The following is a 15,186-nucleotide window of genomic DNA, read 5'->3' on the forward strand; positions in this document are numbered from 1 at the left end:
GTTAGATGCCTCGTAAGGGACCCGCCCCGAAGCGCCCCGTCGTCAACGACCCGGTCTACGGCGCACCGATCGTGACCCAGCTGGTCAACAAGATCCTCGTGGACGGCAAGAAGTCCATCGCCGAGTCGATCGTGTACACCGCCCTCCGCGGCGTCGAGGCCAAGAACGGTCAGGATGCCGTCGCCACCCTCAAGAAGGCCCTCGACAACGTGCGTCCGACCCTCGAGGTCAAGAGCCGCCGCGTCGGTGGTTCGACCTACCAGGTGCCGGTCGAGGTCAAGCCGCACCGCGCGAACACCCTCGCGCTGCGCTGGCTGGTCAGCTACGCCAAGGGCCGTCGTGAGAAGACGATGACCGAGCGCCTCCAGAACGAGATCCTGGATGCCTCGAACGGCCTGGGTGCCGCGGTCAAGCGCCGCGAGGACACCCACAAGATGGCCGAGTCGAACCGGGCGTTCGCGCACTACCGTTGGTGAGTGAAGCTCACCCGCGGTAGCCGGGGGCCGGCGACGGCCCCCGGGTGAACGCCCCGAGCCGCGTGTCGCGGCACGGCGCCGGAACGCAACCACACAGAAGCTCGACTCCAACGACGTAAGGAAAACCCGTGGCACAAGACGTGCTCACCGACCTCAAGAAGGTCCGCAACATCGGCATCATGGCGCACATCGATGCCGGCAAGACGACGACGACCGAGCGCATCCTGTTCTACACGGGCGTCAACCACAAGATCGGTGAGACGCACGACGGTGCCGCCACCACCGACTGGATGGAGCAGGAGCAGGAGCGCGGCATCACGATCACCTCGGCCGCGGTGACCTGCTTCTGGGAGAACAACCAGATCAACATCATCGACACCCCCGGGCACGTCGACTTCACCGTCGAGGTGGAGCGCTCGCTCCGCGTGCTCGACGGTGCCGTGGCCGTCTTCGACGGCAAGGAGGGCGTCGAGCCCCAGTCGGAGACCGTGTGGCGTCAGGCCGACAAGTACAACGTCCCCCGCATCTGCTTCGTCAACAAGATGGACAAGCTCGGCGCGGACTTCTACTTCACGGTCGACACGATCATCTCGCGTCTGAAGGCCAAGCCGCTGGTGCTGCAGCTTCCGATCGGTGCCGAGAACGACTTCGTCGGCGTCATCGACCTCATCTACAAGCGCGCCCTGGTGTGGCCCGGCGACGCCAAGGGTGATGTCACCATGGGTGCCAAGTACGAAATCCAGGAGATCCCGGCCGACATGGTCGACAAGGTCGACGAGTACCGCGAGCAGCTGCTCGAGGCCGTCGCCGAGTCCGACGACGCGTTGCTGGAGAAGTACTTCGGTGGCGAGGAGCTCACCCCCGAGGAGATCAAGGGCGCCATCCGCAAGCTCACCATCGCCGGCGAGGCGTACCCGGTGCTCTGCGGTTCGGCGTTCAAGAACCGCGGTGTGCAGCCGATGCTCGACGCGGTCGTGGACTACCTCCCCTCGCCCCTGGACGTGCCCGCCATCGAGGCGCACGACCCCAAGGACGAAGAGAAGATCATCGAGCGCCACGCCGACCGCGAAGAGCCCTTCTCGGCGCTCGCGTTCAAGGTCGTCTCGCACCCCTTCTTCGGTCGCCTCACCTACATCCGCGTGTACTCGGGTCAGCTCGACTCCGGCTCGGCGGTCGTGAACTCGACCAAGAGCAAGAAGGAGCGTGTCGGGAAGATCTTCCAGATGCACGCCAACAAGGAGAACCCGGTCGATTCGGTCACCGCCGGCCACATCTACGCGGTCATCGGCCTGAAGGACACCACCACCGGTGACACCCTGTCCGACTCGGACAGCCAGGTCGTGCTCGAGTCGATGACCTTCCCCGAGCCGGTCATCGAGGTCGCCATCGAGCCCAAGACCAAGGCTGACCAGGAGAAGCTCTCGCTGGCCATCCAGAAGCTCGCCGAAGAGGACCCGACGTTCCGCGTCGAGCTCAACGCCGAGACCGGACAGACGGTCATCAAGGGTATGGGCGAGCTGCACCTCGACATCCTCGTGGACCGCATGAAGCGCGAGTTCAAGGTCGAGGCGAACGTCGGAAAGCCCCAGGTGGCCTACCGCGAGACGCTCCGCAAGACGGTGGACAAGCACGACTTCACCCACAAGAAGCAGACGGGTGGATCGGGCCAGTTCGCGAAGATCCAGTTCGCGCTCGCTCCCATGGAGGTCGAGGGCGACAAGGTCTACGAATTCGAGAACAAGGTCACCGGTGGCCGCGTGCCGCGCGAGTACATCCCCTCGGTCGACGCGGGCTTCCAGGACGCGATGAACGTCGGTATCCTCGCCGGATACCCGATGGTCGGCGTCAAGGCGACGCTCCTGGACGGCGCGTCGCACGATGTCGACTCGTCGGAGATGGCGTTCAAGATCGCCGGCTCGATGGGCTTCAAGGAGGCCGCCCGCAAGGCCAGCCCCGTGATTCTCGAGCCGGTCATGGCCGTCGAGGTGCGCACCCCCGAGGAGTACATGGGTGATGTCATCGGCGACCTGAACTCGCGTCGTGGACAGATCCAGTCGATGGAGGACGCCGCCGGCGTCAAGGTGGTGCGCGCGAGCGTTCCGCTGTCGGAGATGTTCGGCTACATCGGCGACCTGCGCTCGAAGACCTCGGGCCGTGCTGTCTATTCGATGACTTTCGAGAGCTACGCCGAGGTCCCCAAGGCCGTGGCCGACGAGATCATCCAGAAGAACAAGGGCGAATAGCCCTGGCGCCGGGGCCGTCACGGCGGCCCCGGCGACCCTCAAACTGAATACAGACCCGTCTATTAGACTGACAACCATCCCCGTAGACGACCGGTCGCAATCCAGTGCCCGGGAGATCTACACGACGTCCTGAGGAGGACCCAGTGGCTAAGGCCAAGTTCGAGCGGACCAAGCCGCACGTCAACATCGGAACGATCGGTCACGTCGACCACGGCAAGACCACGCTCACCGCGGCGATCTCCAAGGTGCTCGCCGAGAAGTACCCGTCGGACACCAACGTGCTCCGCGACTTCTCGTCGATCGACTCGGCGCCGGAAGAGCGCCAGCGCGGCATCACGATCAACATCTCGCACGTCGAGTACGAGACCCCGAAGCGTCACTACGCCCACGTCGATGCCCCGGGTCACGCCGACTACATCAAGAACATGATCACCGGTGCCGCCCAGATGGACGGCGCGATCCTCGTGGTCGCCGCCACCGACGGTCCGATGGCGCAGACGCGTGAGCACGTGCTGCTCGCCAAGCAGGTCGGCGTCCCCTACCTGGTCGTCGCGCTGAACAAGGCCGACATGGTCGACGACGAGGAGATCCTGGAGCTCGTCGAGCTCGAGGTTCGCGAGCTCCTCTCGAGCCAGGACTTCGACGGCGACAACGCGCCGGTCGTCCAGGTCTCGGGCCTGAAGGCCCTCGAGGGCGACGAGAAGTGGACCCAGTCCATCCTCGACCTCATGGACGCCGTCGACGAGAACGTCCCGGACCCGGTGCGCGACAAGGACAAGCCGTTCCTGATGCCGGTCGAGGACGTCTTCACGATCACCGGTCGTGGAACGGTCGTCACCGGCCGCGCCGAGCGTGGAACCCTGGCCATCAACTCCGAGGTCGAGATCGTGGGTCTGCGCCCGACGCAGAAGACGATCGTCACCGGTATCGAGATGTTCCACAAGCAGCTCGACGAGGCGTGGGCCGGCGAGAACTGTGGTCTGCTCCTGCGCGGCACCAAGCGTGACGACGTCGAGCGCGGCCAGGTCGTCGTGAAGCCCGGTTCGGTCACCCCGCACACGGACTTCGAGGGCACCGCCTACATCCTGTCCAAGGACGAGGGTGGGCGTCACAACCCGTTCTTCACGAACTACCGCCCGCAGTTCTACTTCCGCACCACCGACGTCACCGGCGTCATCTCGCTGCCCGAGGGCACCGAGATGGTCATGCCCGGCGACACCACCGACATGACGGTCGAGCTCATCCAGCCGATCGCCATGGAGGAGGGCCTCGGCTTCGCCATCCGCGAGGGTGGCCGCACCGTCGGTGCCGGCACCGTCACCAAGATCATCAAGTGAGTCGAGGCGTGTCAATGCTGCGGAGCAGCGTTGACACGCCTGCGACTCAGATCGGGTAGCCGCCGACGGCGGCGTATCGAGATCTCGACTCAGATCGCCCTGCGGTACGCCGCAGATGCTCCGGTCGACACGAAAGGCCCCCGGGATTCCCGGGGGCCTTTCGTGTGCCCGCAGGAGCGGCCACAATGGGCCGCGAGGCCCGGAACCCGGGCGGGAGGAGGATCGGATGGGTATCGATGATCTGGTGAATCAGGGCAAGGACTTCCTGGACCAGAACAAAGACAAGATCGACGACGTCCTGAAATCGGAACAGGCGGAGGGCGTCAGCGACGGCGCCCTGGACGCGGCATCGGAGTTCGTGAAGAAGGTCGCGCCGGACGGCGTCGATGAGCATGTCGACAACGTGCGCGAGGCTATCGACAAGCACATAGGTGACCGATAGGGGCGTCGTGTTGCGCATTTCATGACGCAAGAGCGGGGCGGGATTCGCTGAGAATTCCGCCCCGCGCCTTCGTTTTTCCCGCGATTTGGCGCAAGTTGCCGGGGAGGGCGGAAGCGGGTTGTTAGCGTCCGGGGAGGACCTCGCTGGGGGGTCTTAACTGGGAAACAGCAGTATCGGCGTGCCGTGGGGGCACGCCAAGCGGCGCGCTCTGGGGGCGCGCCGCTCGCTGCTGCTCCGTCACGGATGACGAAGGCTTGCAATGGCATCGAACTGGGAATTCGCCGGAGCACACCGCGTGGGGACGCGGCGTGCACATCGAAAGGAAGACACTCGCGCGCAGACGCGGATGACACGCCGCCGTTGGGGCGCGGGCGGCGTGACCGCGCTCGTCTCGGCCGCGTTGATGGTGGCGGGGATCACGCCTGCGACTGCGGCAGAGACCTCGACCGTGTCGAGTTCGTCGCGGGTGCAGACACCGCAGACGCAGACCGCCGGATCGCCCCTGGTCTGCGAGCCGGACAACGTCTATTCGATCTCCTCGCGCGGCGTCATCCGCCACATCGTCAACCCGAACGACCCCGCACCGTCGGAGGTCGTCGACCTGGGGGACTACACCGAAGCGAACGGGCTCGCCATCGGGGCCGGCGGAACGGTGGTCTACGCCTACGAGCGTTCGGGGGACATCAATCAGAACGTCGCGTCGATCATCCGCTACACCCCGAGCAGCGGCGTGGTCGAGCAGATCCCCAACACCGCGCTGAACACCGGCAACAACCGTTCGCTGGTGACCGGTGCCGTCAACCTCGACAACGGCCGGTACCTGTTCGGAGGGTACGACCGGGTCGGCGGTGGCGGAGGCGGAGGTGACGGCGATCTGTTGTTCCGTCTGTACGAGTTCGATCCGGCGACGGACCAGATTTCCACACTCGGCTTCTTCGACACCGGGTTGCCCGGAGACGCGACTGCGAACGGCGACATGGCCTTCGACAGCTCCGGGAACCTCTACATCGTCCGCAGCGGCGACACCATCAACGTCTTCACCATCACCGCCGAGACGCTCGCCGCCGCGAACGGGAGCGCGCTGGCTTTCTCGGCGACCAACGCCATGGATCTCGACGGGCTGAGCAACGTCAACGGGATCGCCTTCGACGGCGACGGCTCGGTCTACCTCGGCAACGGATCGACCGTGAAGCGCTACGACCCGTCGGACTGGTCCGAGCTGTCGACGGCGACGACCAACACCAGCTCGACCGATCTGGCCGGCTGCAATTCGCCCGCCAACCTCACGGTCGTCAAGGACGTCGCAGGCCGTGTCGATGCCGGTGACCAGTTCACGCTGCGCGTCTCCCGCGACGGCGAGGAGATCGCCACGGCGACCACGACGGGGACCGCGACGGGGGTTCAGGCCGAGCAGATCGGGCCGATCCCGGTGATCGCCGGCGACGAGTACCAGATCAGCGAGAGCATGGCCGCCGGTGACGGTGCGGATTACGCCAGCTCGTGGACCTGTGACGACGGCACCACCGTGACGGCGGGGACCTCGGGAACGGTGGCCATTCCGAACGTCTCGGGCGCCAGCGTGCTGTGCACCTTCACGAACGCCCCGCTGGTGACCTCGGTCACCGTCGACAAGACCGAGCTCGACGCCGCGGGGGAGAACCCGCAGCCGGGCGAGGGGTGGAGCGTCGGCGCGGCCCTGAGTGGCACGGCCGGTGGCACCGTCGAATCGACGCCCGAGCAGGAGACACAGCAGACCGCGTCCGACGGCTCGGCCACGTGGGACATCATCTACAGCACCACGGGGACGACCACCGACATCACGGTGAGCGAGACCCAGCAGGACGGCTGGGAGTTCGTCAGCGGCTCGTGCACGGTCACCCCGCTCGGGGGAAACCCGACCGAGACGACGATCGAGGGCGCGGCCGGAGTGACCCTCCAGGACGTCGGACCGGGCTCGAGCGTCGACTGCGCGTTCACGAACAAGCTCATCGCGCCCGGTTCGCTCACGATCGTCAAGGACTACGACGGCTCGGCCGGGATCCGGCCCGACGTGACCTTCACCGGCACCTACGACTGCAGTCCGACCGGGCCCTCCGGCCAATGGAGCATCGAGGGTGAAGGTTCGACGGTCATCGGCGACCTGCCCGTCGGTGCCACCTGCGTCGTCGCGGAAGACACCACCGACCTCACCGACGACCCCTCGGCCTATCTCGTCGACGAGTCCTACGCGTGGGACACCGTCGGCGAGGTGACCCAACCGGGCGCGATCGTCTCGGGCGAGTCGGTGAAGGCGACCGTGGTGAACACCACACAGCGGGTGTACGGCGAGATCGCCGTCACGAAGGAGCTGGTCGGCACCCCGGACGGTTTCACGGGTGACTTCTCCGGAACCTGGTCGTGTGTCTACGGGCAGGATGCGCCGCTGACCGGAACCTGGTCGGTGGACACCAGCGGAGCCGCGACCCTCACCGGTCCCTTCGACACCATCCCGCTCACCTCCGAGTGCGCGGTGACCGAGACCGCCCCGAGTGACGCGATGTTCGCGGATGCCTCGTACAGCTGGGCGCCGGTGCGCGTCAGTCCGGAGAAGGCGGACGTCGACAACGCCGGTGAGGCGGTGGAGTTCACCGTCACGAACACGGCGCAGCGCTCGACGCTGACCCTGTCCAAGCTGATCCGGAACGACCACGGCGGAACGGTCACCGATCCGGCCGCGTGGGACCAGAAGCTGCAGGCGCAGCGCGGCGAGGACGCCCCGATCCTGTTCGACCACGACCAGACCATCGCCGTCCCGCACGGCGACTACACGATCGACGAGATCGACCAGATCCCCGGCTACCGACTGACCGACATCACGTGCACCGCCGATGGTGAACCCGTCGCGATCGCCGAGGACACCGTCGAGGTCGCCAAGGGATCCGATGTGGCGTGCGTGCTCACCAACACCGACGTCGCGCCGACGCTGACCCTGGTGAAGAAGGTCGACAACCGGGATGGAACCGGGTCACGCGTCGCGGACGAGTGGAGCCTCACCGCGTCCGGCGACGGGTCGGAGGACTGGAACCCGCAGACGCAGTCGGCGTCCGACCCGCTGGTGGCCACGACGGCGACACAGCCGCTTCGCGGCGGCGCGACCTACCTGCTCGAGGAGAACGGCCCCTCCGGCTACACCGCCGGTACATGGTCGTGCGACAGCGGGGTGGAGGTCGTGGACGGCGAAATCACGCTGGCCGTCGGTGACGACGTGACGTGCGAGATCACCAACACCGCCGTCCCCGCCGAGGGAACCGTCGGAAAGGCGCTGGTGGCCGGATCCCCGGTGCAGAACGCCGACGGCACGTGGACGATCGTCTACGAGGTGTCGGTGACCAACGAGTCCACGACCTCGACGTTCTTCTACGACCTCACCGACGAACTCCGGTTCGGCGAGGGCATCACCCCGACCGCGGCCGGTTGGACCGGTCCGGGCGGCAGCAGCGGCGAGTTCGTCCTGCCCGCCGGCACGGCCACCCTCGCGACGGACGCCTCGATCGCCCCGGCGGCAGAGCCGGCGGACCGCACGCACACCTACACGGTGACCGTGGTGGCCACGATCGCGGACGGAACGCAGGACGGCGACACCTGGCAGTGCCAGGACGGCCAGGAGCCGGGCGCCGGAGGGTTCCTCAACAGCGCCACGATGGTCACCGGTGGCGATGACACCACCGTGTTCGCGTGCGGTGAGCCGGCGTTCCCGACGATCACGAAGACCGGATCCGCCGCGCAGCACAACGCCGACGCCTCGGTGAACGTCGCCTACACCGTGACGATCGCCAACACCGGCGCGGTCGACATCCAGGCGGTGCTCACCGACGAGTTGCCCGCGGCTCCGGCCGGGTGGTCGCTCGAGGGTGGCGCGTGGTCCCTTGCGGCCGTGGACGGCGCTCCGGCGCCCGCCACCCCGACCGCCGCCCCGGGCGAGGTGACCGTCTGGGAGGGCACGCTCCCCGTCGACGCGGTCTACGCGTACACGGTCGTCGGCACCCTCGTGCCGACGGTCGACGCCGAGTCCATCGGCGTGTGCGGCACTCCCGAGGGTGGCCTGGTCAACACGGCGACCGTCGGCTCGGGAGAGATCGTCGAAGACGCCGAAGGATGCGTCTCGGTGACACTGCCGCCGGTCGAGGTCGTCAAAACCGACGGTGACGTCCAGCAGCTCGAGGACGGAACCTGGCAGATCGACTACGACGTGACGGTCATCAACGTCTCGCCGACGGCGACGGTCTACACCCTGACCGACACCCCCGACCTCGGAACCGGGTTCTCCCTGGTCTCCGAGGGGTGGGTCGGCGACGCGCCCCAGCCGAACACCTCCATCGCGGGGGCGGATGTCGAGCCGGTGGCCCACGTCTACACGTACCGTGTGATCGCCGCGTTCGACCCTGAGACCGAGGACCCACAGCTGGCCTGTGAGCCCGGTGACGGGGGCGCGTTCCACAACATCGCGACCGTCGCGTTCCCCGGGGGGACCGACTCCGATGACGGTTGCGCCGAGCCGGCCTCGCCGACGGTCACCAAGACCGCCCGGGACTCCGCGCAGGATGCCGAGACCGGCCAGTGGACGATCGGGTACGACGTGACCGTGCGAAACGACTCCGACATCACCGTCGCCTACGACCTCACCGACACACCGGAGAGCCTTCCGGACGGGGTGACCGGGGGGACGTGGCACGCGACCGGGCCAGTCGTCACCGGCGGCGGCAAGGCAAGCCTCGAGCCGGACTGGAACGGCGAGGACGTCACCGCGATGGCCACCGGGATCCTTCCCGCCGGAGCCGTGCACGTCTACACCGTCACCCGCACGGTGGCCGTGGCGGTGGATGTCGACGACGCACTCCTCGCCTGCGGCGAGTCGGACGATGAGACCGGTTTGTGGAATTCCGCGACCGTCTCGAACGGCATCGCCGAGGTCACCGACACGGCGTGCGCCGGAATCGACCGACCCGAGGTGACCATCGACAAGACCGTGATCGACACGGTGGACCTCGGTGGAGACCGGTGGCGGATCACCTACGACGTGGTCGTCCACAACCCGGACCCGGAGCTGGCCGCGGTGTACGACCTCGACGACACCCTGCGCTTCGGTGACGACATCACCGTCACCGGTGCGAGCTGGACCGGTCCGACCGAGGGGGAGTTCTCCGCTGCGTGGAGCGCGACGCTGGCCACCGGTCGCGTCCTGGCCGCGGGGGCGGAGGACATCTACACGGTGACGGCGCTGGCGACCGTCGACATCGAGACCGCTTCGGCGGCGTCGCTGGCCTGCCAGGCGGGCGACGACCCGGCGGCCGGCGGGTTCCTCAACACCGCGACGGTCACCGCCGCCGGTGGGGAACAGTCGGCGCACGACTGCTCGCGTCCGAGCGGTGAGCTCCCGGTCACGGGCGGTCAGATCGCCCTCCCGGCGGTGCTGTTCGGGCTCCTCGCCCTGGTGGGCGGGGCCGCGCTGACGGTGGCGACCAGCCGCCGCCGTCGATCGGGAGCGAGCGTGTAAACGCCGGCTCCCTGTAGGTCAGACCCCCCGGGTTCCGCGCCCCCCTCCCGCGGAACCCGGGGGGTCTGGACCGAGGAGACCCGGTGCGGACCGGAACGGAGTGGGCGCGCGGGCCGGTCAGTCGCCTGAGGGCGCGTCCGTGCGTCGGGGGACGATGCGCATCAGCGCGGATCCCGCAGCCAGAAGCGCGAAGGCGGCGAGTAGCCACCAGATGCCGTTGGCCCCGGCGACCATGGCGCCTCCGCCCGTGACGGCCAGCGCGGAGTTCGTGTTGTACATGTCGGACCTTCTCTCTCCTACCACTGACGACGGCGCCCCGTGAGCGCGTCGACATAGGCTTTTCCTTGAACGATCTGGAGGAACCCGTCCAGGACGAGTTCGTACATCGTGGCCGCGAGCAGCATCTGACGCCACCCGCGCAGACGGACGGTCACGATCCGCTCGACGATGAAGATCGCGGTGATCCCGAGCCAGAAGGGGTGCACGGCGAAGGTTCCGAGGGTGACGGCCACGACGAGCGTCGCCAGGTAGATCGCCGTCACCAGGACCCCGCACATCGTGAGCACCTGGCGTCCCCAGTACGACCACGTGACCCGTGTGAGCCCGTACTGCAGGCAGTTCTCCACGGCACCGCGCTTCCACCGGAGCCGCTGCGCCCACAGGTCGTGCCAGGTGGGCATGGTCTCGGTGACCAGCGTGCACGCACTCGGGGAGATGATGCGATAGCCCAGGTGCAGGATGGCGAAGCTGATCTCGTTGTCCTCGGTCAGCACGGTGGTGTCGTACACGCCGCCGTGGCCATCGCCCACCGGGAGGCGGCCGCCGAGACGGCCTGCGGCCACCTCGCGCAACGTGCGCACGCGGAACAAGGCCGCCGTTCCGGTGACCACGAGACATCGGCCCTGCAACCGGGAGACGTCCCGGGCGTAGCGGGCGTACTCGTTGCGTTGCAGGTGGGCGACGAAGCCGGGCCGGTCGTCCCCGCGGAACACGCCACCGACGGCGCCGTACCGGGGATCGATCAACCGCATCAGGGCGCGTTCGATGAACGGGGCGTCGAGGATCGAGTCGGCGTCCTGGACCAGAACCACGTCGTCGTCGACCAGGTCGGGGAGTATCGCCGCCAACGTCTGGTTGAGCGCGCCGGCCTTCTTGTCGGCGTTGCCGGTCGTGGGACGCACCTCGACGCCCTCGGCTGCCGCGATCACCGCGGTGTCGTCGGTGCAGTTGTCCGGGATCACGATGATCCGGTCGGGGGTCGCGGTCTGGGAGCGCAGCCCCGCTATCGCGCGCCGGATCGTCGTGGCCTCGTCATGTGCGGGGACGAGCGCGACGACCCGGCCCACCGGCTGTCGGGCCGCGACGGGCATCGTTTTCGTCATCGCCCATGACACCCCCTCGTGTCTGTCGCGCCGGAACGCGACGTCTGGTCCCGCCCGGTCCTCAGACCGGTTCCGCGGGTGTCCGAAGGTTAGCCCCGGCGCGCGAGGCGGGGACTGCTCTTCGGGGAAAGCGAGCACAACATGAGGCGTCGTGTGCGCGCGTTCGCGCTCCGCGGCCGAATCCTTGCGGTCCGTTCGACCCGCCCGGGGGAGGACGGTTTCCTGGGAGTCGGCCCAGCGCGACACGCCCGGGTTTGCGTGGGGTGTCGACCCGCGGCTAAGCTAGTGAAGTTCCACATTCCGGCGTGCGCTTTTGCTGCCGCCGGATCACTGCCAGGGCAGTGCATAGGCGGCGCGGCAGGCATCTTCGGAGGCCTCGCGCAGGGTCCTAGGCCGCGGGCAGCAGAACGCCACACCGACACCTCCTCGTTCCGGGATGCACTCCCGTGCGTGCGAGTGCCGGCCGGACACCCCGGTGTTCGGATTGACATCAGAACAGCGGTGCAGCAGAACCCGTGAGAACGGGACGAAAGTGCCAGGGCGCGAAAGCGCCATGTGCGTCCGATGCCTGCGCTGTGCCCCGTGAGGGGAACACCGCGGTAAGACGCGAGAAAGAGAGTGAGCAGACAATGGCGGGACAGAAGATCCGCATTCGCCTGAAGTCGTACGACCACGCAGGTCTCGACTCTTCGGCGCGCAAGATCGTCGACACCGTGACCCGTGCGGGCGCGACGGTCGTGGGCCCCGTGCCCCTCCCGACCGAGAAGAACGTCGTGTGCGTCATCCGGTCGCCCCACAAGTACAAGGACAGCCGCGAGCACTTCGAGATGCGCACCCACAAGCGCCTGATCGACATCGTCGACCCGACGCCCAAGGCCGTCGACTCGCTGATGCGCCTCGACCTGCCGGCCGACGTCAACATCGAGATCAAGCTCTGAGGTTCGACATGGCTGACATCAACACCAAGGTTTCCAAGGGACTGCTGGGCACCAAGCTCGGCATGACCCAGGTTTGGGACGCGGACGGCAAGCTCGTCCCCGTCACCGTCATCGAGGTGGCACCCAACGTGGTCACTCAGGTCCGTTCGCTCGAGAAGGACGGCTACAACGCCGTCCAGATCGCCGCGGGCCAGATCGACCCCCGCAAGGTCAACAAGCCCCTCACCGCGCACTTCGAGGCCGCCGGCGTCACGCCGCGCCGCCACCTCACCGAGATCCGCACCGCCGATGCCGCTGACTACTCACTCGGTCAGGAGCTCACGGTGGACGGTGTCTTCGAGTCCGGTCAGCTGGTCGACGTGGTCGGCACCAGCAAGGGCAAGGGCACCGCGGGTGTCATGAAGCGCCACAACTTCAAGGGCGTCTCCGCCTCGCACGGTGCGCACCGCAACCACCGCAAGCCCGGTTCGATCGGCGCCTCGGCGACCCCGAGCCGCGTCTTCAAGGGCATGCGCATGGCCGGCCGTATGGGTGGCGAGCGCGTGACCATCCTCAACCTCACGGTTCACGCCGTCGACGCCGAGAAGGGTCTGCTGCTCGTCAAGGGCGCCGTCCCCGGCGCGCGCGGCCGCACCGTCTACGTCCGCAACGCAGTGAAGGGTGCCTGATCTCATGGCTGACTCGACTCTCGCGCTCGACGTCCGCAGCGCCGACGGCAAGAACGCCGGTTCGGTTGAGCTTCCCGCCGCGCTGTTCGACGTCAAGACGAACATCCCGCTGATCCACCAGGTCGTCGTCGCGCAGCGCGCGGCGGCTCGCCAGGGCACCCACTCGACCAAGCGTCGCGGTGAGGTCTCCGGTGCCGGCCGCAAGCCCTTCAAGCAGAAGGGCACCGGTAACGCCCGTCAGGGTTCGATCCGTGCGCCGCACATGACCGGTGGTGGCATCGTCCACGGGCCGAAGCCGCGCGACTACGCGCAGCGCACCCCGAAGAAGATGATCGCCGCCGCCCTGCTCGGCGCCCTGAGCGACCGCGCCCGTGGCGAGCGCCTGCACATCGTCGAGGCCTTCGGTACCGAAAACGGTCCGTCGGCCAAGGCCGCCGCATCGGTCCTCACCGGCCTCGGCGCCACCAAGAACGTGCTCGTGGTCGTGGACCGCGACGACGAGCGCAGCATCCTGAGCGTGCGCAACCTCGCGTTCGTCCACGTGCTGTCGTTCGACCAGCTGAACGCCTACGACGTGCTCGTCTCCGACGACATCGTCTTCACCAAGGCCGCCTACGACGCCTTCGTCGCGTCCAGGAGCGCCGCCACCGAGGAGGTCTCGGCATGACCACGGAGAACGTCCTGCAGACGGCATCCAACAAGGACCCGCGCGACATCATCCTCAAGCCGGTCATCTCGGAGAAGAGCTACGGGCTCATCGACGAGGGCAAGTACACCTTCCTGGTGGACCCCCGCGCCTCGAAGACCGAGATCAAGGCCGCGATCGAGAAGATCTTCGGCGTGAAGGTCGCCGGCGTCAACACGATCAACCGCGTCGGCAAGGCCCGTCGCACCCGCTTCGGCACCGGCAAGCGCAAGGACACCAAGCGCGCCATCGTGACCCTGAAGTCGGGCTCCATCGACATCTTCACGGCAGTCAACTGACGGTCGGGTAAGGGACGAGAGAACTATGGCTATTCGCAAGTACAAGCCGACGACCCCCGGTCGCCGCGGCTCGTCGGTGGCCGACTTCGCCGAGATCACCCGATCGACGCCGGAGAAGTCGCTGCTGCGCCCGCTGGCCAAGACCGGTGGACGCAACAACCAGGGCCGCATCACCACCCGCCACATCGGCGGTGGGCACAAGCGCCAGTACCGCGTGATCGACTTCCGTCGCAACGACAAGGACGGCATCGACGCGAAGGTCGCTCACATCGAGTACGACCCCAACCGCACCGCGCGTATCGCGCTGCTGCACTTCGCCGACGGTGAGAAGCGCTACATCCTGGCGCCCGCCAAGCTCAAGCAGGGCGACGTCGTCGAGTCGGGTGCCGGCGCCGACATCAAGCCCGGCAACAACCTGCCGCTGCGCAACATCCCCACCGGTACGGTCATCCACGCGATCGAGCTCCGCCCCGGTGGCGGCGCGAAGATGGCACGCTCGGCCGGCGCCTCGGTGCGTCTGGTCGCCAAGGACGGCCCGTACGCGCAGTTGCGTCTGCCCTCGGGCGAGATCCGCAACGTCGACGCGCGCTGCCGCGCCACCATCGGCGAGGTCGGCAACGCCGAGCAGTCCAACATCAACTGGGGCAAGGCCGGCCGCAAGCGCTGGAAGGGCGTCCGCCCGACCGTGCGCGGTGTCGCCATGAACCCGGTCGACCACCCGCACGGTGGTGGTGAGGGTAAGACCTCCGGTGGTCGTAACCCCGTCACGCCGTGGGGCCAGCCGGAGGGTCGCACCCGCCACCCCAACAAGGAAAGCGACAAGTACATCGTCCGTCGTCGCACCGCCGGCAAGAAGCGCAAGTAGGTAGGAACAGAAGATGCCACGCAGTCTCAAGAAGGGCCCCTTCGTCGACGAGCACCTGCTTCGCAAGGTCGTGTCGCAGAACGAGTCGGGTTCGAAGAACGTCATCAAGACCTGGTCCCGTCGCTCGATGATCATCCCGGCCATGCTGGGCCACACGATCGCCGTGCACGACGGTCGCAAGCACATCCCCGTGTTCGTGACCGAGACCATGGTCGGCCACAAGCTGGGCGAGTTCGCGCCCACCCGCACCTTCCGCGGCCACGAGAAGGACGACAAGAAGGGCCGCCGCCGCTGACGCGGGGGCGCTGAGAGGAGAGA

Annotated in this window: 13 protein-coding genes; 11 read left to right on the forward strand and 2 right to left on the reverse strand. The window is 67.6% G+C overall.

All coding sequences use genetic code 11. From position 1 onward, the window contains the following. Positions 1-5: 5 nt before the first annotated feature. The 5 genes from rpsG to ABD204_RS06060 all read left to right on the forward strand — a co-directional run bounded on the left by rpsG (position 6) and on the right by ABD204_RS06060 (position 10,031). Positions 6-476, forward strand: a complete 471-nt coding sequence (gene rpsG, locus ABD204_RS06040; RefSeq protein WP_045275957.1) for a 30S ribosomal protein S7 — start codon at positions 6-8, stop codon at positions 474-476. 128 nt (positions 477-604) lie between these two features. Continuing rightward, complete coding sequence (gene fusA, locus ABD204_RS06045) at positions 605-2,719, forward strand: elongation factor G (protein WP_194423750.1); 2,115 nt, start codon at positions 605-607, stop codon at positions 2,717-2,719. Positions 2,720-2,862: 143 nt separating this feature from the next. Further along, entirely contained in the window at positions 2,863-4,056 is a 1,194-nt protein-coding gene (tuf, locus tag ABD204_RS06050; RefSeq protein ID WP_194423751.1) for an elongation factor Tu, read from the forward strand. Positions 4,057-4,282: 226 nt separating this feature from the next. Next, the gene (locus tag ABD204_RS06055) at positions 4,283-4,498 is read left to right on the forward strand and encodes an Rv0909 family putative TA system antitoxin (protein ID WP_194423752.1); all 216 of its coding nucleotides are present in this window, start codon (positions 4,283-4,285) and stop codon (positions 4,496-4,498) included. A 346-nt stretch (positions 4,499-4,844) separates the two neighbouring features. Next, the gene (locus tag ABD204_RS06060; RefSeq protein ID WP_194423753.1) at positions 4,845-10,031 is read left to right on the forward strand and encodes a DUF5979 domain-containing protein; all 5,187 of its coding nucleotides are present in this window, start codon (positions 4,845-4,847) and stop codon (positions 10,029-10,031) included. Between the two features lie 117 nt (positions 10,032-10,148). Here the strand turns inward: ABD204_RS06060 and ABD204_RS06065 are convergent, their stop codons facing one another. Both ABD204_RS06065 and ABD204_RS06070 read right to left on the reverse strand, forming a co-directional pair. Beyond that, on the reverse strand, positions 10,149-10,310 hold the full coding sequence (locus tag ABD204_RS06065) for a hypothetical protein (RefSeq protein WP_194423754.1): 162 nt from the start codon (positions 10,308-10,310) through the stop codon (positions 10,149-10,151). Positions 10,311-10,327: 17 nt separating this feature from the next. Continuing rightward, entirely contained in the window at positions 10,328-11,401 is a 1,074-nt protein-coding gene (locus tag ABD204_RS06070) for a glycosyltransferase family 2 protein (RefSeq protein WP_241747784.1), read from the reverse strand. Between the two features lie 641 nt (positions 11,402-12,042). On the opposite strand from ABD204_RS06070, the gene rpsJ reads away from it, so the two are divergent. From rpsJ to rpsS, 6 genes are read left to right on the forward strand one after another with little or no spacing between them, the layout of a single operon-like run. Continuing rightward, positions 12,043-12,351, forward strand: a complete 309-nt coding sequence (gene rpsJ / locus ABD204_RS06075) for a 30S ribosomal protein S10 (protein WP_039403048.1) — start codon at positions 12,043-12,045, stop codon at positions 12,349-12,351. A gap of 8 nt (positions 12,352-12,359) precedes the next feature. After that, on the forward strand, positions 12,360-13,019 hold the full coding sequence (gene rplC, locus ABD204_RS06080) for a 50S ribosomal protein L3 (protein WP_194423756.1): 660 nt from the start codon (positions 12,360-12,362) through the stop codon (positions 13,017-13,019). Positions 13,020-13,023: 4 nt separating this feature from the next. After that, complete coding sequence (rplD, locus tag ABD204_RS06085) at positions 13,024-13,686, forward strand: 50S ribosomal protein L4 (protein ID WP_194423757.1); 663 nt, start codon at positions 13,024-13,026, stop codon at positions 13,684-13,686. Then, positions 13,683-14,003: a 50S ribosomal protein L23 gene (gene rplW, locus ABD204_RS06090; RefSeq protein WP_194423758.1), complete on the forward strand. Its 321-nt coding sequence runs from the start codon at positions 13,683-13,685 to the stop codon at positions 14,001-14,003. Before rplD ends, rplW begins: the two co-directional genes overlap by 4 nt. Before the next feature lie 25 nt (positions 14,004-14,028). Further along, positions 14,029-14,868 carry a 50S ribosomal protein L2 gene (gene rplB / locus ABD204_RS06095; protein WP_194423759.1) on the forward strand — a complete coding sequence of 280 codons (840 nt, stop codon included), beginning with the start codon at positions 14,029-14,031 and terminating at the stop codon, positions 14,866-14,868. Between the two features lie 13 nt (positions 14,869-14,881). After that, positions 14,882-15,163: a 30S ribosomal protein S19 gene (gene rpsS / locus ABD204_RS06100; RefSeq protein ID WP_194423760.1), complete on the forward strand. Its 282-nt coding sequence runs from the start codon at positions 14,882-14,884 to the stop codon at positions 15,161-15,163. Positions 15,164-15,186: the final 23 nt, after the last annotated feature.

This window comes from Microbacterium aquimaris (assembly GCF_039531285.1).
Lineage (GTDB): Bacteria > Actinomycetota > Actinomycetes > Actinomycetales > Microbacteriaceae > Microbacterium > Microbacterium aquimaris.

Bases quoted from the DNA above. Each gene is read 5' to 3' on its own strand.
- rplW (WP_194423758.1), top strand. From the start codon at position 13,683: ATGACCACGGAGAACGTCCTGCAGACGGCATCCAACAAGGACCCGCGC.
- rplD (WP_194423757.1), top strand. From the start codon at position 13,024: ATGGCTGACTCGACTCTCGCGCTCGACGTCCGCAGCGCCGACGGCAAG.
- rplC (WP_194423756.1), top strand. From the start codon at position 12,360: ATGGCTGACATCAACACCAAGGTTTCCAAGGGACTGCTGGGCACCAAG.
- rpsS (WP_194423760.1), top strand. From the start codon at position 14,882: ATGCCACGCAGTCTCAAGAAGGGCCCCTTCGTCGACGAGCACCTGCTT.
- ABD204_RS06065 (WP_194423754.1), bottom strand. From the start codon at position 10,310: ATGTACAACACGAACTCCGCGCTGGCCGTCACGGGCGGAGGCGCCATG.
- rpsJ (WP_039403048.1), top strand. From the start codon at position 12,043: ATGGCGGGACAGAAGATCCGCATTCGCCTGAAGTCGTACGACCACGCA.
- rplB (WP_194423759.1), top strand. From the start codon at position 14,029: ATGGCTATTCGCAAGTACAAGCCGACGACCCCCGGTCGCCGCGGCTCG.
- ABD204_RS06055 (WP_194423752.1), top strand. From the start codon at position 4,283: ATGGGTATCGATGATCTGGTGAATCAGGGCAAGGACTTCCTGGACCAG.
- rpsG (WP_045275957.1), top strand. From the start codon at position 6: ATGCCTCGTAAGGGACCCGCCCCGAAGCGCCCCGTCGTCAACGACCCG.
- ABD204_RS06070 (WP_241747784.1), bottom strand. From the start codon at position 11,401: ATGCCCGTCGCGGCCCGACAGCCGGTGGGCCGGGTCGTCGCGCTCGTC.
- ABD204_RS06060 (WP_194423753.1), top strand. From the start codon at position 4,845: ATGACACGCCGCCGTTGGGGCGCGGGCGGCGTGACCGCGCTCGTCTCG.